General features: G+C 61.5%; 20 protein-coding genes. 5 read left to right on the top strand and 15 right to left on the bottom strand.

Annotated features, from left to right (window positions below):
• Positions 1 to 54: 54 nt before the first annotated feature.
• Together BQ8482_RS08650 and BQ8482_RS08645 are read right to left on the bottom strand one after the other, a co-directional pair.
• On the bottom strand, positions 55 to 1,296 hold the full coding sequence (locus BQ8482_RS08650) for a class I SAM-dependent RNA methyltransferase (RefSeq protein ID WP_123147064.1): 1,242 nt from the start codon (positions 1,294 to 1,296) through the stop codon (positions 55 to 57).
• A complete protein-coding gene (locus BQ8482_RS08645; RefSeq protein ID WP_123147063.1) occupies positions 1,293 to 2,087 on the bottom strand; it encodes a TlyA family RNA methyltransferase in 795 nt (264 codons plus the stop codon). Before BQ8482_RS08645 ends, BQ8482_RS08650 begins: the two co-directional genes overlap by 4 nt.
• A 176-nt stretch (positions 2,088 to 2,263) precedes the next feature.
• Here BQ8482_RS08645 and BQ8482_RS08640 point away from each other — a divergent pair, with 176 nt between their 5' ends.
• Both BQ8482_RS08640 and BQ8482_RS08635 read left to right on the top strand, forming a co-directional pair.
• On the top strand, positions 2,264 to 2,665 hold the full coding sequence (locus BQ8482_RS08640; RefSeq protein WP_123147062.1) for a GFA family protein: 402 nt from the start codon (positions 2,264 to 2,266) through the stop codon (positions 2,663 to 2,665).
• A gap of 246 nt (positions 2,666 to 2,911) precedes the next feature.
• A complete protein-coding gene (locus BQ8482_RS08635) occupies positions 2,912 to 5,101 on the top strand; it encodes an adenylate/guanylate cyclase domain-containing protein (protein ID WP_165848458.1) in 2,190 nt (729 codons plus the stop codon).
• A gap of 138 nt (positions 5,102 to 5,239) precedes the next feature.
• Here BQ8482_RS08635 and BQ8482_RS08630 read toward each other — a convergent pair whose 3' ends face one another.
• The 7 genes from BQ8482_RS08630 to BQ8482_RS08595 form a co-directional block, all read right to left on the bottom strand.
• A complete protein-coding gene (locus BQ8482_RS08630; RefSeq protein ID WP_165848457.1) occupies positions 5,240 to 6,835 on the bottom strand; it encodes an ABC transporter substrate-binding protein in 1,596 nt (531 codons plus the stop codon).
• Between the two features lie 615 nt (positions 6,836 to 7,450).
• Positions 7,451 to 9,364: a 1-deoxy-D-xylulose-5-phosphate synthase gene (dxs, locus tag BQ8482_RS08620; protein ID WP_123147059.1), complete on the bottom strand. Its 1,914-nt coding sequence runs from the start codon at positions 9,362 to 9,364 to the stop codon at positions 7,451 to 7,453.
• Between the two features lie 133 nt (positions 9,365 to 9,497).
• A complete protein-coding gene (locus tag BQ8482_RS08615) occupies positions 9,498 to 10,418 on the bottom strand; it encodes a pirin family protein (protein ID WP_123147058.1) in 921 nt (306 codons plus the stop codon).
• Positions 10,419 to 10,453: 35 nt separating this feature from the next.
• Positions 10,454 to 10,720, bottom strand: coding sequence for a DUF2277 domain-containing protein (locus BQ8482_RS08610; protein WP_123147057.1), 267 nt, complete (start codon positions 10,718 to 10,720; stop codon positions 10,454 to 10,456).
• Positions 10,721 to 10,829: 109 nt separating this feature from the next.
• Positions 10,830 to 11,081 carry an exodeoxyribonuclease VII small subunit gene (locus tag BQ8482_RS08605; protein ID WP_029355594.1) on the bottom strand — a complete coding sequence of 84 codons (252 nt, stop codon included), beginning with the start codon at positions 11,079 to 11,081 and terminating at the stop codon, positions 10,830 to 10,832.
• 3 nt (positions 11,082 to 11,084) lie between these two features.
• Positions 11,085 to 12,011, bottom strand: a complete 927-nt coding sequence (locus BQ8482_RS08600; RefSeq protein ID WP_123147477.1) for a histone deacetylase family protein — start codon at positions 12,009 to 12,011, stop codon at positions 11,085 to 11,087.
• A gap of 202 nt (positions 12,012 to 12,213) precedes the next feature.
• Entirely contained in the window at positions 12,214 to 12,858 is a 645-nt protein-coding gene (locus BQ8482_RS08595) for a TetR/AcrR family transcriptional regulator (RefSeq protein WP_123147056.1), read from the bottom strand.
• A 119-nt stretch (positions 12,859 to 12,977) separates the two neighbouring features.
• Here BQ8482_RS08595 and BQ8482_RS08590 point away from each other — a divergent pair, with 119 nt between their 5' ends.
• Entirely contained in the window at positions 12,978 to 14,201 is a 1,224-nt protein-coding gene (locus tag BQ8482_RS08590; protein ID WP_123147055.1) for an MFS transporter, read from the top strand.
• Positions 14,202 to 14,584: 383 nt separating this feature from the next.
• Here the strand turns inward: BQ8482_RS08590 and BQ8482_RS08585 are convergent, their stop codons facing one another.
• From BQ8482_RS08585 to aroC, 3 genes are all read right to left on the bottom strand, one after another.
• Complete coding sequence (locus BQ8482_RS08585; protein WP_133254709.1) at positions 14,585 to 15,019, bottom strand: hypothetical protein; 435 nt, start codon at positions 15,017 to 15,019, stop codon at positions 14,585 to 14,587.
• A 19-nt stretch (positions 15,020 to 15,038) separates the two neighbouring features.
• The gene (gene ribB / locus BQ8482_RS08580) at positions 15,039 to 16,139 is read right to left on the bottom strand and encodes a 3,4-dihydroxy-2-butanone-4-phosphate synthase (RefSeq protein ID WP_123147053.1); all 1,101 of its coding nucleotides are present in this window, start codon (positions 16,137 to 16,139) and stop codon (positions 15,039 to 15,041) included.
• Between the two features lie 102 nt (positions 16,140 to 16,241).
• Positions 16,242 to 17,351 carry a chorismate synthase gene (aroC, locus tag BQ8482_RS08575; protein ID WP_123147052.1) on the bottom strand — a complete coding sequence of 370 codons (1,110 nt, stop codon included), beginning with the start codon at positions 17,349 to 17,351 and terminating at the stop codon, positions 16,242 to 16,244.
• Positions 17,352 to 17,628: 277 nt separating this feature from the next.
• On the opposite strand from aroC, the gene BQ8482_RS08570 reads away from it, so the two are divergent.
• Complete coding sequence (locus tag BQ8482_RS08570) at positions 17,629 to 17,892, top strand: DUF1344 domain-containing protein (protein ID WP_095491131.1); 264 nt, start codon at positions 17,629 to 17,631, stop codon at positions 17,890 to 17,892.
• A 597-nt stretch (positions 17,893 to 18,489) separates the two neighbouring features.
• Here the strand turns inward: BQ8482_RS08570 and BQ8482_RS39045 are convergent.
• Positions 18,490 to 18,900 (bottom strand): hypothetical protein, encoded by a 411-nt coding sequence (locus tag BQ8482_RS39045; protein WP_244602660.1) that lies wholly within the window; start codon positions 18,898 to 18,900, stop codon positions 18,490 to 18,492.
• A gap of 472 nt (positions 18,901 to 19,372) precedes the next feature.
• On the opposite strand from BQ8482_RS39045, the gene BQ8482_RS08560 reads away from it, so the two are divergent.
• Entirely contained in the window at positions 19,373 to 20,161 is a 789-nt protein-coding gene (locus BQ8482_RS08560) for a DUF1194 domain-containing protein (protein WP_133254708.1), read from the top strand.
• Positions 20,162 to 20,306: 145 nt separating this feature from the next.
• Here the strand turns inward: BQ8482_RS08560 and BQ8482_RS08555 are convergent, their stop codons facing one another.
• Complete coding sequence (locus BQ8482_RS08555) at positions 20,307 to 20,894, bottom strand: histidine phosphatase family protein (RefSeq protein ID WP_123147050.1); 588 nt, start codon at positions 20,892 to 20,894, stop codon at positions 20,307 to 20,309.
• A gap of 54 nt (positions 20,895 to 20,948) precedes the next feature.
• A complete protein-coding gene (fabI, locus tag BQ8482_RS08550) occupies positions 20,949 to 21,767 on the bottom strand; it encodes an enoyl-ACP reductase FabI (RefSeq protein WP_123147049.1) in 819 nt (272 codons plus the stop codon).
• Positions 21,768 to 21,801 lie beyond the last annotated feature (34 nt).

Here is a 21,801-nt window from a genome sequence, read left to right as displayed (position 1 = left end):
CGATCAAAGTATGCTCATTTTACGCGAAATTCAAGCTCAACAAATGGATACCTCTTACCGCCTCCTCCTCGGCTTCTCCAATAGCGCGACGGCCTCGACATGCGGCGACCACAAGAACTGGTCGATCGGCGTCACGTTTTTCAGGGCATAGCCGCCGTCGATGAGGATGCGCAGGTCGCGCGCCAGCGTCACCGGATTGCAGGAAACCGCAGCGACCAGCGGCACGTCGGAACGGGCGATCTGCTTCGACTGGTCCTCGGCGCCGGCGCGAGGCGGATCGAAGACAACCCCATCGAAGGCATTCAGCTCCTTGAAAGTGAGCGGCCGCCGGAACAGGTCGCGGCGTTCGCTGGTCACCCGCTTCAGACCGCTGGCGAAACGGAACGCCCGGTCGAGCGCCGAAAGCGTTGCCGCGTCACCCTCCACCGCATGGACTTCCGACTTGGCGGCGAGACGTAGCGCAAAGCTGCCGCAGCCGGCGAAGAGATCGGCGACCTTCTTGGCTCGCGCGAGGTGCCGGCCGACGATGTCGGCCATCGCCTGCTCGGCGGCTTCGGTGGCCTGCAGGAAGGCGCCCGGCGGCACCGCGACGGCGATGTCGCCGAACATGACAACCGGCTTTTTGGGCTCGATTATGATCTCGCCATCGATCGAAAGCCTTGCCAGCCCCTGAGCGATGACGAAATTGGAGGCGACGCGGCGCTGGTTTTCGCCAAGCTTGCCGGACTCGTGAACCGCGACATCAAGGCCGGAAGCGGTCGCCGTGACCGTCATGCGGAACGATTTCGTCGTTGCGCAAACCAACTCGGCGAGTGCTGTCAGACGGTCGAGCTTTGCGACGATCTCGGGCAGCGAGATCGGGCATTCCTCGATTGAAATGATTTCGGACGACAGCGCGCGAACGAAGCCGAGCAGCATGCCGGCCTCGCTCCGTCGGGCAGTGAACACGACGCGCCGACGCGTCTGCGGCGCGCACGGCACCAGCGCGTCAATGTCGCAAGTGATACCCTTGCTGTTGAGCGCATGCGCAACCTTATCGCGCTTCCACCGATGATAAGCTTCGGCCTCAAGATGCTGGATGGCGCAGCCGCCGCATTCGGTGAAATGCCGACAGGCAGGGTCGATGCGAAGCGGCGAAGCCTCCAGCACCGACATCAGCGTGGCACGGTCCTTTTCCCGCGCGGCGGTGACGGTTTCACCGGGCAGCGTGAACGGAATGAAAAGCTCGCCGGTTTCGGTCTCGGCGACGCCGTCGGCCTGGGAGCCCAGCCTTGTGATCGTGAAGCGCGCGTTCATCGGCCTCCGATCCCCCTGTTCTCGATACCGGCGTCCTTGATCCCGGCGAGCAGGAACTCGCGGTTGCCGTCGCCGCCTTCGATCGGCGACAGATGCAGTCCCAGCGAGCGCCAGCCCGGGACGCCGTCGAGCCAATCCTGCAGCAGGCCGGCAACCCGCGCGGCATCGTATGGGTCTTTCAGCAAGCCGCCCTTGCCGATCGCCTCGCGGCCCGCCTCGAATTGCGGCTTGACCAGAAATATTGCTCTGGCGCCGCTCCTGGCAATGGCGAGCGCCGGCGGCAGCGCCAGTTTCAACGAGATGAAGCTGACATCGGAGACGATAAAATCCGGAATGCGATCGGCAAGGTCGGCGGCGGAAAGATCACGGGCGTTCAATCCCTCGATCACCGTCACACGCGGATCGCCAGCGATATCCGGATGTATCTGACCATGCCCGACATCGATCGCCGTGACATGTGCCGCGCCGCGTTCGAGCAAGACCTGAGTGAAGCCTCCGGTCGAGGCGCCGACGTCGAGCGCTTCGCTGCCGGCTGGATCGAGACCGAAATGATCGAGCCCGGCGATCAGCTTCAGCGCAGCACGCGACACGTAACCCTGCGCCGGATCATCGACGGCTATGAGGCAATCAGCCAGGACGGTCTGGCCGGGCTTGCGGGCGATGACGCCGTCAACCGTCACGGTGCCGCGCTCGATCGCGTCGCGGGCGCGAGAGCGGCTGAGGAACAGGCCGCGCGCGACGAGCAGTTCGTCGAGCCGCTGGCGTGTGCTGGCTGGCAAAGGGGAGTTCATCGGCCTTCATGGCGAATGCCTGTCACGAAGGCAAGGATATTGGGGAAGACAACGAACATCTTGCGAAAGCGGCGAGCGCATCAGGCCGCGCCACAATCTGTTGGAATATCGCACCAGGTCCGGCACAATGTTGGGAACGATATGCTCGGGTTGCTGCCAGAACGTGAGGAGGACGGATGCTGACCGGAACCTGCCATTGTGGCGCGGCCCACTGGACGTTGGAGGGCGATCCCGGCTCGATCACAGCCTGCAATTGCACGCTTTGCCGCCGCTATGGCGCGCTGTGGGCTTACGATTATGTTGACGAACGCATCTGTCTTGCGGGACCGACAAGTGCTTATACGCGCGCCGGAAAGGATGCCCCGTCGCTTGAGATTCTGTTCTGTCCGACATGCGCCTGTGTGCTGGCCTGGCGTGGTTTGCGCGCCAGTGCCCTCGGTCGCACTCGGATCGCCGTCAATGTGAGGCTTGCGCCGCCTGACACCGTCGCCGACCTGCCAATCGACCATTTCGATGGTCTCCATACATTCGAGGACCTGCCGCGCGATGGTCGCTGCGTGCGCGATATGTGGTTCTAGTGGAAAAATCTGACACTCAGTACCGGTGCGGAAGGGCGGAAGATGACCCCTTGGCGGTGGTTCGTTCGCGACCGGCCGAATTCACGCCTATGACCCATCGGTGACCTTCATCAGCCCATTTCGCTGCCCGATGGCCGACGTTCACCCCAACCAGCGTTCCTGACCCAAAGCCGACCAGAGCAGGACTAGGCTCCGAGGCGATACTCTATTATCATGGAAACAGTTGCCCAGCGCCGGAAACCCTCCATGGAGCGCAGGCTTGCGGCGATACTGGCCGCTGACATCGTTGGCTACAGCCGCCTTATGGAAGCCGATGAGGCGGATACCCTCGCGCGCCTGAAGAGCACCCGCGAGAACCTGATCGATCCGAAGATCGCCGCTCATAAGGGGCGCATCGTGAAGCTCATGGGCGACGGCGCGCTGATAGAATTCTCCAGCGTGGTCGACGCGGTCGGTTGCGCCGTCGAAATCCAGCGGACGATGGCGGAGTGCAACGCCGAACTGCCGAAGGAAAAACAACTCGAATTCCGCATTGGCGTAAACCTTGGCGATGTGATTGTCGAAGGGCAGGATATCTATGGCGACGGCGTGAATGTCGCAGCGAGACTGGAAGGATTGGCCGAACCCGGGGGCGTCCTTATTTCAGGAACGGCATTCGATCAGGTCGAGAGAAAGCTGGATTTTGAGTTCGAATTCTTGGGTGAACAAAAGCTCAAGAACATCGAAAAACCTGTTCGTCTGTATCGGGTAGGCCCGCGGGCACGCGCCGCATCCGGAACAGATCCAGCAAAACGCAAGCGTCATATCGAATGGCGCCGGCCGGCGGTCGCGGCGACGGCGCTGATCCTGATCGCCGGAGGTGTAGCGCTTTGGAAGGTGGTCGGGGAGGGTTCAGGACCGCCGGTCGAGGTGGCCTCCAGGGAAAGAATGGCGCTCCCGCTACCTGACAAGCCATCGGTCGCTGTATTGCCATTCACCAACATCTCGAGCGACGCCGGCCAGGAGCACTTCGCCGACGGCATGACCGATGACTTGATCACCGACCTTTCCAAGGTTTCCGGCCTCTTCGTGATCGCGCGAAACTCGACATTCGTTTACCGCGGCAAGCCGGTAAAAATCAGCCAGGTCGCCGAAGAACTTGGCGTGCGTTACGTTCTCGAGGGGAGCGTACGGCGAGCCGGCGAGCAGGTGCGAGTCAACGCCCAGCTCATCGATGCCCTCACCGGCGGGCATGTGTGGGCGGACAGGTTCGATGGAAACGTCGCCGATATTTTTGCGGTCCAGGACCTTTTTGTCGCAAAGATCGTCGAAGCGTTGAAGGTCAATCTCACCACCACCACAAAAACGGAAATTGCCCGCGCCAAGCCGGACAACATTGCAGCCAAGGAAGCTTTCGATGAGGGTTGGAGCCTTTATCTCCGTTACAACGCAAAGGATACAGCTGCCGCCATCACTTCCTTGAAAAAAGCAACGGAACTTGATCCCGAATATGGGCGAGCTTATGCCGCCCTGGCGCTGGCCTACTTCCGCGTCGTTGAGTCACTCTGGGGTAAAGAACTCGGTAGGGACGAACCCTATTTCTGGTGGGGAGCCTACGATTACGTAGAGCTGGCCAAGAAATATCCAACGTCACTGTCTTATACGGTCGAGGCATTGCGGGACGTTTATCAAGGCCTGGCCGAAGATGCACGCAGGAATGCCGGTCGAGCGATTGCATTGGATCCCAACGACCCCGAGGCGCACATCGCAACGGCTTGGGCGCTGACGATCTCAGGCGAACCCGCCGAGGCGCTGAATTTCGTCGCGACCGCCATGCGGCTCAACCCGAACTATCCAAGCCATTATGTTCTCGCTCGTGGATTGGCGCTTTTTGCAATGGGCGATCTGAAACAAGCGGCTGAGGTGTTCGGAGAAGGTGTAAGGCGAAACCCAGACGCAACTGCGCTCTTTCTACCTCTCAGTTCCGTACTGGCGCAGCTCGGTCGCCGCGAAGAAGCGAGACAAATGCTGCTGAAGTTCCGACCGGGTGTAGGCCAGAAAGGGCTCGAAAACCTTGCCGACACCTTACACCTTTCGTTCAAATGGGATTATGAACACGCAAGCGTCCCGGAGCGCCTGAATGACGGTGTCCGTATCGCTGCGCTGCCGCTGGACGTCACCGTTACGAGCCTGGAAGCAGAGCTTGGCGCCGGCGATCCCTTTTCCCAGCTATATGCAGCAAAACGACTGGGCTGGTTTGGACCAGCGGCATTACAAGCCGTTCCGGCTCTGGTTGAAGCGCTCAAGGTTGAGTATCTCCGCCGGGCGGCCATCGAGGCGCTGGGAAAGATCGGACCTCCGGCACAAGCTGCGATACCTGCGCTTGTCGCACTCCAGAATGAAGCTCTGGTTGGCATTTACGCAAAGGACGCGCTGTCCAAAATCAGAGGCAATTGATGGACCCTGGACGCGCGCCAGGGATTTCCGCTTGTGGCCCAACTCGGGCCTGCTGCGATGTCCGCTCCGGAGCCGCTGTTGGGGGCAAGGAGACATCAAACGCGTCCAGTCCGCCATCCCAATTGACGAGTACACGGCCTAGGCGAACCACCAGCGTTCGGCGATCTTCGACCCGTCCATCGGCCAGTTCGACGCCAACTCGCCATGGGCAAGAGCCTTGGTGTGGGCATCGACATAGGAGTTGAAGACGAGGTTGATGAGCCCGCCGTCGTCATGCAGCAATTGCTGCATTTCGGCATACATGCCGGCGCGCTTGGTATCGTCGGTCTCCGAGCGGGCGGCGACGAGCAGCTCATTAAAGCGCGGATTTTTCCAGAACGTTTCGTTCCACAGCGCTTCCGCCGCATAGGCGGTGGTGAACATCCAGTCGCACGTCGGCCGGCCGGCCCAGTAAGAGGCGTAGAACGGCTTCTGGAGCCAGACATTGTTCCAGTAGCCTTCATTGGGCTCCCGGATCACATTCAGGTTGAGGCCGGCGGCGCGGGCATGCTCCTGCCAGAGTAAAGCCGAGTCGGTAGCACCCGTGAACCCGGCATCCGCGACCGACAGGTCGAACTGGGTGTTCTCGGCCCCCGCCTTCTTGAGCAGGCTCTTGACCATGTCGGGGTCGTAGACGTGCTTCGGCTGCGGATCGATCGCGAACTTGACGGTCGGTGCGATCGGATTGTCGTTGCCGATGGCGCCGTGGCCAAGAAACACCTTCCGCACGATCTCGTCGCGATTGAGCGAGTACTTCAACGCATTGCGCACATCGGGATTGTCGAAGGGCGCCTTCTGGACGTTCATGACATAGACGTAGTGGCCGTAGCCCGTCGTCTCTGAGATCACGAGATCGGGGTTCTGCTTCAGAATGTCGAGCGTCTTCAGATCGCAGCGATCCATGTAATGGACTTCGCCGGTGTTGAGCGCGTTGGTGCGCGCCGTTACATCATTGATCGCCAGGTATTCGACACGGTCGAACCAGCCCTTGTCGGATTTGAAGTAGTTCGGGTTCTTGTTGAAGGTGGCGATGACGCCCGGCTCGAACTTTTCGAGCATATAGGGGCCGGTGCGGGTGCCCGACTCCCAGTCGACGCCGCCCTCTTTCGCCGGCATGACCGGGATGTCCGACATGATGTAGGGGAAGTCGGCATTGCCGCCGTCGAGTTCGAACACCACCGTCAAGGCACCGTCGGCGACGACATTCCTGACCGAAGCCAAGAGCGATTTCATCGTCGATTTCGTGCCCTCGATGGTGTGATGCCTGACCGAGGCCACGACATCATCGGCGGTAACTGTCTTGCCATTGTGAAAGGTGGCGCCTTTCCTCAGCTTGAATACCCACTTCTTGGCGCCGTCTGACGGCTCAAAGCTCTCGGCGAGGTCGGGGACCACGTTGCCCTTGGAATCGATCTCGGTCAGGCTGTTCGACAAGGTTCCCCCTAGCGCGGTGCCGGTGAACGGGTTGAGGTAGAGACCCGGGTCCAGTGAATCGGTGGCGGCGGCTTCGCTGATGCCGATCTTCAAGGTGCCGCCCTTCTTGGGTTCGGCGCGCACCGCCTGGGCGAACATCGCATTGGCGGCCGTGGCGGTAAGGCCGGCGGCGAGCGCCAGCTGAACAAAGTCACGACGCGAAACCCTGCCTTTCGCGGCAAGCTTGGCGGCCGACTTCAGTTTCGTTTCAAATTCCGTCACAGATGCTCTCTCCCTCGAACGGAAGATCATGCGAGACCCTCGGCGGCCCGAGAGACTTTAGGACGATAGCACAACAGGCATTCCCGAGCTAACGAGGACCTCCGGCAGCGCACGGTCGGACTCGTGTCCTCTCGCTTGCTCCCGCGCGGACTTGGGCCTCGCCCGGGGCGGATGGATCGGTCGATATCCAGTTCGTTGGCTGCGACGGAAAGATTGCCAACTGTATTTCGATTACACCAGGCTGGAGTTACTGGGTCCGCCTCTATCACCCGCGCACGCAAATTTTAGATCGCACATGGGTATTCTCGGAGCCGAAGCTGATGAATTGATATGAGGATGTCGAATGTCAGCTCTTCCAAAGCTGCCATGGAATCGCTTTCGCTCATGTCCGTTTCTGGCGCTGGTCGCTCATTTCCAGTCGACAATCGAACGGCACGAAACCACCCATTTCTGCTCTTCACACGCGGTAGCAAGCATCAGGATTTCACTCTGCTTCTAGAAGATTGGCCGCGAGACCGGCGCCAAGAGACACCGTAGGCGAATGCCAAATGACAACGCAAACAGTCAGTTACGACCGCGCGTCGGGAAGCTTATTCAAGCCGTTGAGATTTTGATTCAGGCGCTTTGCGCGCTGGCGGTGTGTCCCAGCGCCACGAAGACGGTGCGCACGATACCGGCGGCATCAAGCCCGGCGTCGGCGTACATCTTTTCGGGCTTGGCGTGATCGACAAAAGTGTCGGGCAACACAAGCGGGCGTACCTTCAGGCCGTTTTCCAGCAGCCCTTCATGGGCCAGGAATTGCAGCACATGGCTGGCGAAGCCACCGACCGCGCCCTCTTCCACTGTTACCAGCACCTCATGCGAGCGCGCCAGCCGCCGGATCAGGTCCTCGTCGAGCGGCTTGGCGAAACGAGCATCGGCGACCGTGGTGGAAAGCCCTGCCGCGCCGAGTTCCTCGGCCGCAGCCAGGCAATCCTGCAGCCGCGTGCCGAAGGAAAGCAGCGCAACCTTGGTGCCCTCCTTGACGATACGGCCCTTGCCGATTTCGAGAACCGAGCCACGCTCCGGCAAGTCGACGCCGACGCCGTTGCCGCGCGGGTAGCGGAAGGCGATGGGGCCTTCATCGTAGCTTGCCGCCGTGCGCACCATGTGTCGCAGTTCCGCCTCGTCCGCCGCGGCCATGACGACGAAACCGGGCAGCGTCGCCAAAAAAGTCGTGTCGAAGGCGCCGCAATGGGTAGCCCCGTCGGCCCCGACGAAGCCGGCGCGATCGATCGGAAAGCGCACCGGCAGTTTCTGGATCGCCACGTCGTGGACGACCTGGTCGTAGGCGCGCTGCAGGAAGGTCGAATAGATCGCAGCGAAAGGTTTGAAGCCTTCCGTGGCAAGGCCGGCGGCAAAAGTCACCGCATGTTGCTCGGCGATACCCACATCGAAGGTCCTCGACGGGAACGCCTCGCCGAAGAGGTCGAGGCCGGTGCCGTTCGGCATGGCGGCGGTGATGGCGACGATGCGGTCGTCCTCTCGGGCCTCCTGGACCAGGCTTTCGGCAAAGACCTTCGTGTAGCTCGGCGCGTTGGCCGGCGCCTTGGCCTGGGCGCCGGTGATGACGTCGAACTTGTTGACGCCGTGATATTTGTCGGCGGCCGCCTCGGCCGGTCCATAGCCCTTGCCCTTCTGGGTCACGACGTGGATCAGCACCGGGCCGTCGGCATTGTCGCGGACGTTCTTCAGCACCGGGATCAGGTGCTCGAGATTGTGACCGTCGATCGGGCCGATGTGATAGAAACCCATTTCCTCGAACAGCGTGCCGCCAGTGACGTAGCCGCGCGCATGTTCGACCGCCCGCTTGATGGCGCGATCGGCGCGCTCGCCCAGATAAGAAGTCAGCTTCTTGCCGAAATCGCGCAAGCCCAGATAGGCCTTGCCCGACGCAAGGCGGGCCAGATAGGCGCTCATTGCGCCGGTCGGCGGAGCGATCGACATGTCGTTGTCGTTGAGGATGACGATCAGACGGGCATCGAGCGCGCCGGCATTGTTCATCGCCTCATAGGCCATGCCGGCCGACATGGCGCCGTCGCCGATAACGGCAATGACATTGTTGCGGCCACCGGAGAGATCGCGTGCCATTGCCATGCCGAGGCCGGCGGAAATGGAGGTCGACGAGTGGGCGGCGCCGAACGGATCGTATTCGCTCTCGGCGCGCTGGGTGAAGCCGGACAGGCCGCCCTCTTGCCGCAGCGTGCGGATACGGTCGCGGCGGCCGGTCAGGATCTTGTGTGGATAGGCCTGGTGACCGACATCCCAGATCAGCCGGTCGTCTGGCGTGTTGAAGACATAGTGCAATGCGACCGTCAGTTCGACCACGCCAAGGCCAGCACCGAGATGTCCGCCGGTGTGGGACACGGCGTCGATCAACTCGGTGCGAAGCTCCAATGCCAACTGCGGCAGATCACGTTCGTCAAGCGTCCTGAGGTCGGCCGGTATGCGGACCTTGTCGAGAAGGGGCGTATGGAGCTTTGCGTTCACTGGTGGTAGGGCCTGCTTTTTATTCACGTGCGAAATAGGCCGCTGGCCGGCGAATGTAAATGCGTGTGAGTGACGCGGCTCAGATTCAAAGTGTTAAGGTTTCCTTTGCGTGTCCAAAACCGCGCGCGGCGCTCTAATTGTCCGGCAGAGGAATGAACTCTTCTTCATCCCCAGGAACGATATCGAAGCGGCCTGTCTTCCACTCTTCTTTCGCCTGTTCGATGCGTTCCTTCGACGATGACACGAAATTCCACCAGATGTAGCGCTTCGAGCCGAGTGAGGCGCCGCCGAACAGCATAAAATGCGCTCCACCCTCCGAGGATACGACAATCTCGTCGCCGGGCCGAAACACCAGCAGCCGCTCTGCCGGAAAGCGGTCGCCGGAGACCGAGACCTCTCCCTCCAACGTATAGATGGCGCGCTCCTCGGCATTGGCAGGGATTTTCACGCTGGCGCCGGGCGCCAGGCTGAGGTCTGCATAGAGCGTGTCAGAAGCGGTCACGACCGGAGACCGCAGCCCGGAAAAGGCGCCGATGACGACGCGCCCGCTGACGCCTTCGGCGTCGATCTCGGGCAGACGCATCGCCGCCGTACTCTCGAAGATCGGGTCGACCTCCTCCTTATCGTCGGGCAGCGCCAGCCATGTCTGCAGGCCGGAAACCGACATCGGCGCGCCGCGCAGCTCCTGTGGCGTACGCTCGGAATGGACGATACCGCGGCCGGCGGTCATCAAATTCACGTCGCCGGGCTGGATTACCATTTCGGTGCCGAGCGAATCGCGATGCCTGATCTTGCCGTCGAACAGGTAAGTCACCGTCGACAGGCCGATATGCGGATGCGGACGGACGTCGAGCGCCTGGCCGGCCCGCAAAATCGCCGGGCCCATGCGATCGAAGAAGATGAAGGGACCGACCAGCCGACGCCTGGCGGTCGGCAAGGCACGGCGAACCTGAAAGCCGCCAATGTCCTTGGCGTTCGGAATAACCATCAGTTCGATCTGGTCGCTGGCGAAGGCGTCACCGGGCAGGGGGTCGTTTCCGGGGAAGAAGCTCACGAAACCTCCTTGTCAGATGCACGGTTGCCATCAAATCAGGCGAAACGGATTGCCGCTTTTGCGCGCGCCTTGGCCGCGACTTCCTCGCGACTGCGCGGATGGTGCGTGGTTTCGAGAGAATCGAGAAGCTCGCGAGCCGACGCAGCGATAGCATCGACGGCATGATCGAAGGCGTCCTGATTCCGCTTCGAGGGTCGTGTCGATCCGCTCAGCTTGCGGACGAACTGAAGCGCCGCGTCGCGAATTTCCTCGTTCGTCGCCGGCGGATCAAAATTGAACAGGGTCTTGATGTTTCTGCACATCGCTTTTCTGGACCTCCGCGTCTCGCTTTTATCCTAGTTTGAGCATGATCTTGTCCGAAAACCGGTTTCCGCTTTGCGCCAACGCGGACCTTCGGTTCGGGATCATACTTTACTCAGCATCCAGCGGCTCTGTCCCCACCGGCTTGCCGTCGCGCGAAAGCCTGATCTTCTCGACCTTGTCCTCGGCCGCCTTGAGCAGCCGATCGCAATGTACCTTCAGTGCCTCACCGCGCTCATAAATGCGGATCGACTGATCGAGCGGCACGTCGCCGCGCTCCAGATCATCGACGATTTTTTCCAGCGCGTCGAGCGCCTGCTCGAAGCTCATTGCCTTGACGTCTTCATTGGTCTCACCAGCCATCGTCTATCCTTTCATCAGTCGCCCGACATGGGCGGCGACCGAAAATGCCAATCCCTGCAGATCGTAGCCGCCCTCGAGCAGGCTGACGAGGCGGTTGTCGCTGTGGCGACCGGCACGCTGCATCAACTGGCCGGTCGCCCAGTCGAAATCGTCCTCGGTCAGGTTGATCTCGGCCAGCGGATCGCGGTGGTGCGCGTCAAAGCCGGCGGAAATTATGATGAGGTCGGGTGCGAAATTGTCGAGCGCCGGCAAGATGCGCGACAGGAAAGCGTCGCGGAAAGCCTCGCTGCCGGTCTGCGGCGCCAACGGCGCGTTAACGATGTTGCCGGCGCCGGTTTCGCTCACGGCGCCGGTTCCGGGATAAAGCGGCATCTGGTGCGTCGAGCAATAGAGCACCGACGGATCGTCCCAGAAAATATCCTGCGTGCCATTGCCGTGATGCACGTCCCAGTCGACGATGGCAACGCGCTCGGCCTGGTGCTGCCTTTGCGCGTAGCGCGCCGCGATCGCCGCGGTGTTGAACAGACAGAAGCCCATGGACGTCGTCTTTTCGGCGTGGTGGCCGGGCGGGCGGGCGGCGACAAAGACATTGGCGACGTTGCCCCGAAAGACATCGTCGACGGCGGCGTTGGCAGCGCCGATCGCCGTCACGGCCGCCTGCCAGCTTTTCGGGCTGGCGGTGGTGTCGGCGTCGACGCGAGCGATACCGGTGTCCGGTATCGTAGCGCGGACCCGTTCGACGAATTCCTGCGGATGTGCGTAGAGGATGGTGGCCTCGTCGCCTTCCGGCGCCTCGGCACGATCAAGGGCGGCAAAGGCTTCGTCGTCGAGCACGCGTTCGATGGCGCGCAGGCGGTCGGGCCGCTCCGGATGACCGGGCGGCGTTATGTGCTCGAGAAAGATCGGGTGGGTATAAAGCCTTGTGACCATGCCCCGATATAGGCGCACATGGCGGCTTTGACCATGTTTTCGCGCCACCAAAGCCGGACGTTCAACAGGGTTTAGCAGTTGGGGCCAGCGCGAACGGCCGAGCGAGGCCAGCGCCCTCTCCTTGAGTTGCGTGAGGTTCGAGAGCACCTCGGCCGGTCCCATTCGGGTCGGGCACCTGGCCTTCGACGGTCTCGACACAGACTCAGGCCAGCGATTTGTCAATCTCAGCCGGTGCTTGTGGACGGGCAATCCCGCGGCCTTGTTTGAGCAGCCCCTCCAAAAGCACGTTGAACGCCTTCACCGCCTTTTTCGACGTCGCTTCGGGATCCTCCGAATTTGCGATCCACTGCGCGGCATGTAGCGAGGCGCCGCTGACCAACCTTGCTGCGGCTTCGGGATCAACGGCAACGATGGTTCCCTCGTCCCTCAGCCTTTGAAGGTTCTCGCTCATCGAGCGGATGCATTCGTTCTGGCTCGGCCATTGCGAAGGATCGCCGAGCACCGCCGGTCCATCGCGAAGGACAATACGCTGGATCTCCGGCTCCAGCGCCATCTCGATATAAGCGGTGCATTCGTCGACAAAGCCCTGCCAGAGAGTGTCCGCCCTGGCCGAAACGATCTTCAGCCGGGCCAACATTTCCCCGTCGATCTCGGCGATGACCGCCTGGAGAAGGCCCTTCTTGTCGCCGAAGTGATGATAAAGCGCGCCACGCGTCAGCCCGGCCGATGCGGTGAAGTCGTCCATCGACGCCTCGGCATAGCCGACAGTGCCAAAGGCATGGCGCGCCGCCGCGACCAATTTGGCGCGGGTCTCCGCGATCATCTCCTTGCGTGGTTTGTGCCCCATTCGCTCATTCCTTCACATACGTCTCGTATATTAATTGACATACGCGTCGTATGTCATTATTTGATTTGCATACGCCACGTATATAAGTGGCTCGGCCTCAAAAATCCAGGAGTGTTCTCATGCCCAATCCCTATCGCGAAATCTTCAAGGCAAGGGGAGCCAAGGGCTTCGCCGCAGCCGGCTTCGTTGCCAGGATGCCGATGGCCATGGCTCCGATCGGGATCGTCGCGATGCTGTCGCAGACGCACGGCGAATACTGGCTGGCTGGCGCCGTCTCCGCGACATATGCGCTGGCCAATGCTTTCGTCGCGCCGCAGATATCGCGGCTGGTGGACCGCCTCGGCCAAGCGCGGATTGTGGTGCCCACCACTGTCATTTCCGCGCTCGCTTTCGTAGTGCTGATTGCGGCGGCCAATCAGGACTGGCCGATATGGACACTGTTCGTGTCAGCGCTGCTGGCCGCCGCAATGCCCAGCATCCCCGCAATGGTGCGCGCGCGCTGGACAGAGCTCTTCCGAGATCGCCCCGAGATGAACACCGCGTTCGCCTTCGAGTCGGCGGCGGACGAGCTGGTCTACATCGCCGGGGCTTCGCTATCGGTGGGACTGAGCGTCGCCCTTTTCCCGGAAGCGGGAATGTTGGCGAGCACATTGTTCCTCGCCTTCGGCTCGACAGCCTTCATCCTGCAGCGCTCGACCGAGCCGCGAGTGCGACCGGTGGAAATTGGTTCGCGCAGCTCGGCAATCCGCCTGCGGCCGGTCCAAATCATCACCTTGGCCCTGATCTTCATCGGCGCGACCTTCGCAACCACGGAGGTGAGCACCGTGGCGATCACCAAGGAGCTCGGCCAGCCCGGCGCCGCCAGCCTCGTCATCGGCGTCTACGCCCTCGGATCGTTTGTCGTCGGCATCATCATCGGCGCCCTGAACCTGAAAACACCGCTGCAAATTCAGCTTGCCATCGCGATCGCCATCATCGCGCTCACCACGCTGCCGCTGCTCGTCGCCGACACGGTACCTCTTCTGGCACTGGCCGTCTTCGTTAGCGGCGTGGCGATCTCGCCGACCTTCATCACGGCATTCGGCCTGATCGAGCGGCGCGTGCCGGAGGCCGTGCTGACCGAGGGCGTCACCTGGGTCATGACCGGCATAGGCATCGGCATGGCGCTCGGCTCCTTCGCCGCCGGATGGGTGGTGGACGCCTTCGGCGCACAGAGCGGGTTCCTGGTGTCGGTGGCGGCGGGCGCAATCGCGCTGGTCATCGTGCTCGCCGGCCAGCGCAGCCTTGCCACGGCCGATTGCGACACCTCCGCATGCGACGCAGTCGCGGTTCCTGCTGAATAGTCTCTATGCGTCCGGTCCCAAGCGGGGCCGGACGTCCTCCTTTTCGAAGGCGTATACGCTTGCGATTAGGGGCTTAACTTCGCATGCTCTTTTGCATGAGAGTCATGAATGCTGGCGCGCGAGTCACTATCCACCAGGCGGACCTGGCCGTCAGGCAGACGCGACCATCAGAAAGGCGCGGCGTATGGAGCGTGCCGACCTGAATGCCTTTCTGGCGGAGCCGAGTCTCACGCGCTGTGGCCAGGCTCGGGACGTCGCAATCCGCACTAAGCAAGACGCATCGAATCGCGTCTCGGCATACGCCTTGACGCCGCCTTTCAGGCGATCAGGTTGAGAAGGAGGATAAGAATGGGCGACGAATGCCGCTGGCCGGATCTGGAGTTCTACGATCTTTCCAACCGATCCCTGATCTCATTTCCGTTCAGGACGACGACCGGGGTTCCCAGTGCCTCGACCAATTCGGGGCTCAAATGGGCAATTGCTTCGGCACGCCCCACCATTGGTGGACACTCGCCGGGACAATAGATGGTCGAGTTGGTTGCCTGGAGAATTCTCAGGAGCGAATCGAATAGGCGAATGTTGGAAGTGGGGCGCGCCACCGTGAACCCCGAACACCGCGACGCGTCGTCCGGATCGAGATTTAGATAAAGGTCGGTTTGATCCAATGCCGACGGAGAGTCCTGATAGGTGACCAACCAGCATGAGAATTCAGGATCGCGGCTGGTGATGAACGGTGCGAAGGCGTCGTTCACGATCGATGTTGTAAAATAGCTCTGTTCGCCGTTTTCAAAACAACTGAGATATGCCTCGAAGCTCATCTCCATTGTCTCCAACAGACTAAAGAATCTCGGTCTTGGCGATATGGATGCCGAAGCCTTCCAACCCGACATAGTGGCGTTCGCGCGAGGCGATCAGGTTGATCGAGGAAATGCCAAGATCCTTCAAGATTTGCGCGCCAAGACCGATCTCGCGCCATTCGCTTTCGCGGCGGCGCGCCTCTTCATGGTCCTCGCGATCGCCGGCAGCCGGCCGGTTGCGCTCCTGATGGGCGACGCCGACGGAGCCTTCGCGCAGATAGACGATGACGCCGCGCCGGCGCTCGCCCATCGATTTCATGATGGCGTCCAGCCTGTGGCTGGTGCCGAAGACGTCCGTCACCACATCCTCTGAATGCAGCCGCACCGGCACCTCCTCGCCATCGCGGATGTCGCCGAAGACGATCGCCACATGGTGCATCGAGTCCCAGGGCAGCGTGTAGGTGAAGACCTGCGCCTTGCCGCCAGGCGTTTCGATGTCCGAACAGGCGACACGCTCGACCAAGGTTTCCTTGCGCTGGCGGTAGGCGATGAGGTCGGCGACCGAAATCTGCTTCAAACCGTTCTTTTCGGCGAAGGCCTGTACCTGCGGGCCGCGCATCACAGTGCCGTCATCATTGACCAGCTCGGAAATGACACCGACCGGCGGCAGGCCGGCAAGCTTGCACAAATCGACCGCTGCTTCGGTATGGCCCGAACGCATCAGCACGCCGCCTTCGCGCGCGATCAGCGGAAAGATGTGGCCGGGGCGGACGAAATCGGACGCCCCGACATTGCCGTTGGCAAGGTTGCGCACGGTCAATGTGCGGTCGTCGGCCGAGATGCCCGTCGTCGTGCCGTGCTTGAAATCGACGCTGACGGTGAAGGCGGTGGTGTGGGCCGAGTCATTGTCGGCGACCATCGGCGAAAGATTCAGCCGCTTGGCTTCCTCGCGCGGCATCGGCGTGCAGACGATGCCGGAGGTGTTGCGGACGATGAACGCCATCTTTTCCGGCGTGCAATGGACGGCGGCGACGATCAGGTCGCCCTCGTTCTCGCGCCCGTCATCGTCCATGACGACGACGATCTCACCGCGTTCGAAGGCGCGCAGGGCTTCGACGATTTTCTTCTGGTCGTAAGGCATAAGTGCTCGCTTTGCTCGCGGGAGTAGGGGAGTAGGGCAGTAAGGGAGTAGGAAAAAGGAAAATACGGTCGCGGGAGCTGCGTAACATACTCCCCTACTGCCTTACTCCCCTACTCCCCTCCCTGTCTGTCCCCGATGACGCAGATAGTGATCGGCGATCGCGCAGGCAACCATCGCCTCGCCGATCGGCACGGCGCGGATGCCGACGCACGGGTCATGCCGGCCCTTGGTCATGATCTCGACGTCGTTGCCGTCCTTGTCGATCGACTTTCGCGGGGTCAGGATCGACGAGGTCGGCTTGACGGCGAAGCGCGCGACGATCGCCTGGCCGGTCGAGATGCCGCCGAGGATGCCGCCCGCATTATTGGAGAGGAAGACCGGCTTGCCGTCATTGCCCATGCGCATCTCGTCGGCATTCTCTTCGCCGGTGATGTGGGCGGCCTCGAAGCCGTTACCGATCTCGACACCCTTTACGGCATTGATCGACATCAGGCCCGAGGCAATGTCCTGGTCGAGCTTGGCATAGATCGGGGCGCCGAGGCCTGCCGGAACGCCGTCGGCGACGATCTCGATCACCGCGCCGACCGAGGAACCAGCCTTGCGGATGCCGTCAAGATACGCGGTAAAGACGGCGACCGATGCCGGGTCGGGCGTGAAGAACGGATTTTCGGCGTCGCCAACGAAATTCCAGTTCCAGTTGGCGCGGTCGATCGATTTCTCCCCCATCGATACCAGCGCACCGCGCACGGTCATGCCGGGCACGACTTTGCGGGCCAAGGCTCCGGCCGCCACCCGCGCCGCTGTCTCGCGGGCCGAAGACCGGCCGCCACCGCGATAGTCGCGCAGGCCGTATTTGGCATCGTAGGTGTAATCGGCATGACCAGGCCGGTACTGGCGGGCGATCTCGCCATAGTCCTTGGAGCGCTGGTCGACATTCTCGATCAGCATCGACACCGGCGTGCCGGTGGTGATCATGGTCTCGCCGTCCTCATCCAGAATGAAGCCGGACAGGATCTTGACCTCGTCGGGTTCGCGACGCTGCGTCACAAAACGCGATTGACCCGGGCGGCGCTTGTCGAGGTCGGCCTGGATCTCAGCGCGCGTGAAGCGGATGCCGGGCGGACAGCCGTCGACCACGCAGCCGAGCGCTGGGCCATGGCTTTCGCCCCAGGTGGTGACGCGGAAAAGGTGGCCAAACGTATTGTGAGACATGAAACCAGCCCTGCCGGCATCGGAGCCGGCTTAGCACATGACCCGAAAATCGGAGCGATTTTTGGGGTCATGCGCAAAATCAAAGTGCTACAGCGTCCTGCGCCCGTCCAACAGGGACGCGCGCCGCTGCAGTCTGCGTTCTATTGGCGTTTTCCGCAGTGGTCAAACTGTGATCTGGCGGATTTAGTTTTGACACATTCGGTTGGTTTCTGCTTCCCTCGATCCGTCTGTTGAACACCCGCCGCCACCGAGCCGGCGCAATGATAAGAGGACGATGATGCGTATCCTGATCGGCGCCGTTGCCGCCATGTTGCTGTTTTCCACTGCCGCATTCGCCGGCCAAACCGAAGGCCTGATCAAAGAGGTCGACAAGGACACGTTGACGCTGACACTAGACGACGGCAAATCCTACAAGCTCAATGCCGAAACCGATCTCGATGCGCTGAAACCCGGCATGGATATCGTGATCGCCTATGACGAGACTAACGGCGAGAACGTCATCACCGACATGCAATTGCCGGACAGCGATTCAACCGAATAGAGTCATTCAGTTTGGGCGGTGCTGGCTATTCTCGCGAGCAACGCTACCAGTTCGGGCTGGCGATGGGTCTCGGTTTTGGCGAAGACGGCTTTCAGCTGATTCCTGGCGGTTTCGTAAGTGACTCCCAAGTCGTCCGCGACGGCCTTCAACTCTGCGCCCGATGAAACCAGGCGAGCCAGTCTCGCCTCGGCAGGGGTCAGCCCGAAGCAAGTCCGCAAGGCGACCTCCGACGGTTGAGGATGAATGTCCGGATCGACAAAGCAGACAACTATCTGACAGGATGGGCTTTCGTGGTAATTCTTGGCAGGCGCGTCGGATAAGCTAGCAGAGGTCTGCCTCCGAGGCGGGGCAGCGGGACGGGATTCAGCATCGCTGGCGGGGTCGGATTTCGCAGCAGCACGTGAAATGCGCGCCTAAGGGCATCAGTGGCGTTCTTGTCGGCACAAGCCAAATGGCGGCCGGTCACCCAAAGGTCTCGACCGAACAGTCTCTCTGCGGGTTCGTTCACCAGGATCACGGCGGCGTTCCGGTCAAGCATCACTGCAAGCGTGCCGCTAGCGCTGAATGCACCCATCGCGCCTTCGGCACGCGCGAAGCTCAGCATTCTCGCGAGCGCAACCGCAGAACCCAACTGTCTTGAGAAGTCGGCAAGGCTCTGCAGCTCGGATGGCGAAAAAGGGCCTTGCTGGATCGACAGGCACCAGAGGCATCGCCTGCCGCAACCTTCACACCCGCAAACCACCGCAGGCCGAATGGCGCGAGAAATTCCTGATAGTAGGGATGCCTGGCGATTTCCTCGGGCGTCAGTACGTCAAGCTCGCTGACGGCGCCTCTCCGGATCAACAGAGGCAACAGGTTGCATCGCTCGTCCCGGTCGATCCAGCCATCCTTGACGTATGTCTCGAGCGACGGACCCATTCGGCGACCTTTCGGTATGCCGGGGAGATGCCCTTTCGCGTCGAATAGCATTGCGCCAAAGCTTCCAGTAGCGTCCGCAGCCACATCCATTGCAGCATCCCAAAGCGCCGGGTCGGCCGCCGCTTCGGCTATGGCAGGCCCACTGCATTGAGGTCAAAAGCTGCGCCCCTCTCCGTCCCGCAACGAGAAGCAGTCCGAGTTTATATTAGCGAACTCGAAACTTCCAGCCGTCCGCGGCCGAGGGAGCCTGACGAGTAGGGCTAGTACACTTGGTCTGACCCAGTTGGGGCATGCGCAAGATTTGAATTTCTATAAAACAGCCTTCGGGAACCGGCGAGGTCACGGGGTCAAAAACGAACGACGCATCCTTGCGCGTTCAGTTGTCTCGGCGCGAGCGTAAAGCGGGCCGTAGGCGTCTTTTGTGAATGGGGGATCGGTGGCTAAAATTGCAACGCACGGCGCACGCACCGTCCAAATCAATGGCGACATCGCCCCTACCAACGGAACTCTCCACGCTCTTACGGCGACCCCCGCAGTCGCACCGAAACACCGGGGCGCCCTCATGCCTACCCTCATCATCTGCACAAGCTGCCTTATTCCAGCTGCATCCGTCCGCGCGCAGAAGGCCGACGCTGCGGTTGACGTGTGCCTCGTCCTGGCCGCTGATATCTCGGCCAGCATCGCCAATGACACAGCCCATATGCAGCGTGAGGGTCACGCCCAGGCGTTGAGCCACCCTGACATCGTGTCCGCCATAGCCCTGACCCGCACTGGGCGGATCGCCGTGACCTACGTCGAATGGTCCAGCCATCATACCGCCCACACCATATTGCCTTGGCGCATCATAGAAAATGCGCGCGGCGCGCGAGAGGCAGCTGACGTTATTCGAGATATGGGCCACCGTACCGGTCAAGACCGCCTCGGCCTCACTAGCCTCAGCTGGGCCATTTCCTACGCGTCCCAGAGCCTGGCCCAGTGCCCCGCCACACCCGACCGCGCGGTTATCGACATCTCAGCGAATGGACCCAACAATGATGGTCCTGCCCCAGAGACTGCGCGGGACCACGCCTTGGCCATGGGCCACATCATCAATGCGCTTGCCATCCCCGCGCCGGTGCTACCACCTAAGGACTTAGCCCTCAGCCTCGACCCATACGAAGGAGCGTGGCAGCACCCAACCGATTATCTCTACACCCACGTTACCGGCGGTCCCAACAGTTTCGCGACCACAGCTCGCACATTGGAGGATTATTTTCCTGTCCTCCGCCGCAAAATCGTCACGGAGATTGCCGGTTTATCCGACAATCCGCTTGAGCATGTGCAGGAAGTGGAGCTTGCCTGGCGGCCTTGATTCGAAAAGATAGCAGAGCAGGACCGCATCCGCCTGGGAGAGGCCGTACGGGGACTGGCCGCCAACCTCCGCCCGCTTCTCTACGTCGTCCCGACTTGGCATCAATTTCTGAATCAATGTCTGAGAAGGGCTGAACTCGCGTCCTTCAGAGCCACTCCAGGGTTCGTCCCTCCAGCCTGAGCAAGCGATCCTGCGGCACATCCAGGTTTGCGGCTTCCGTCTCGGGCATTCCCAGCACCATGCGAAACAGGGCGCGCACGACGCCGCCATGGGTCACGCAGACCGTCGGGCGGTCCAGCGCGTCGAACCACGGCTTTATCCGCTCAAGCAGCATTTGATAGCTTTCAGCGCCCTCGCCGGGCGGCAGGAAATTCCATTTGTCGAGGCGCCTCTCCCTGCCCGAGCCCAGATGCCGGGCCTCGAGTTCGGGAAAGGTGAAACCCTGCCAATCGCCGAAACTCATTTCGACAAGGCGGGGATCGGTGCGGTAGGCCCGCGGATCGAGCCTCATTGCAGCGCGAATGCGCTCCATGGTCTGGCGCGTCCGCCGCATCGGACTGGCGACAAAGTCGAAATCCTCGGGGTTATGAACGAATTCGGCAAGCCGATGGCCGTTGCGGGTCGCCTGCTCGCAGCCAAGCGGGTTGAGATCGGTGTCGGCCTGTCCTTGCAGCCGGGACTCGGCGTTCCACACCGTCTGGCCATGGCGCGCGATGTAGACGAGCGGATACATCAGGTCATCCGGAGAGCGGTCGAGAGCAGGCTGGAGGCGGGAGAGTTCGAGGGGTTATTCCTTGACGGTCGAAATATCAGGCGCGTCGACCGCCTTCATGCCGACGACATGGTAACCGGAATCGACATGGTGGATCTCGCCGGTGACGCCGCGCGAAAGATTGGACAGGAAATAGACGGCTGAATCGCCGACTTCCTCTTGCGTTACCGTCTGCTTCAGCGGTGAATTGTATTCGTTCCACTTCAATATGTAGCGAAAATCGCCGATGCCGGAGGCGGCCAGCGTCTTGATCGGGCCGGCGGAGATGGCGTTGACGCGGATTTTCTTGGCGCCGAGGTCGACGGCCAGATAGCGCACGCTGGCTTCGAGCGCCGCCTTGGCGACACCCATTACGTTGTAATGCGGCATCACTTTTTCCGCACCGTAATAGGTCAGCGTCAGCAGCGAACCGCCATCGGTCATCAGCGCCTCGGCGCGCTTGGCGATGGTGGTGAAGGAAAATACCGAGATGTCCATGGTGCGCAGGAAATTGTCGCGCGTCGTCTCGACATAGCGGCCTGTCAGCTCGTCCTTGTCGGAAAAGGCGATGGCGTGGACGAGGAAATCGAGCTTGCCCCAATGCCTGGCGATGTCGTCGAAGACCGCATCGAGCGTTGCCGGATCGGTCACATCGCAATGACCGACGACACGGGCGTTGAGTTCAGCCGCCAGCGGCTCGACGCGTTTCTTGAACGCCTCGCCCTGGTAGGTCAGCGCAATCTCGGCGCCGTTGTCGACGCAGGCCTTGGCTATGCCATAGGCGATCGACCGATTGTTCGCGACGCCCAGGACAAGCCCGCGCTTGCCGGCCATAATGCCTTGTCCACCCGTCATGTGAGCGCTCTCCGCAAGATCTTCTGCTTTGTGG

Source organism: Mesorhizobium delmotii (genome assembly GCF_900149755.1).
Taxonomy (GTDB): domain Bacteria; phylum Pseudomonadota; class Alphaproteobacteria; order Rhizobiales; family Rhizobiaceae; genus Mesorhizobium; species Mesorhizobium delmotii.
This window is presented reverse-complemented; position numbering and strand designations above follow the sequence as displayed.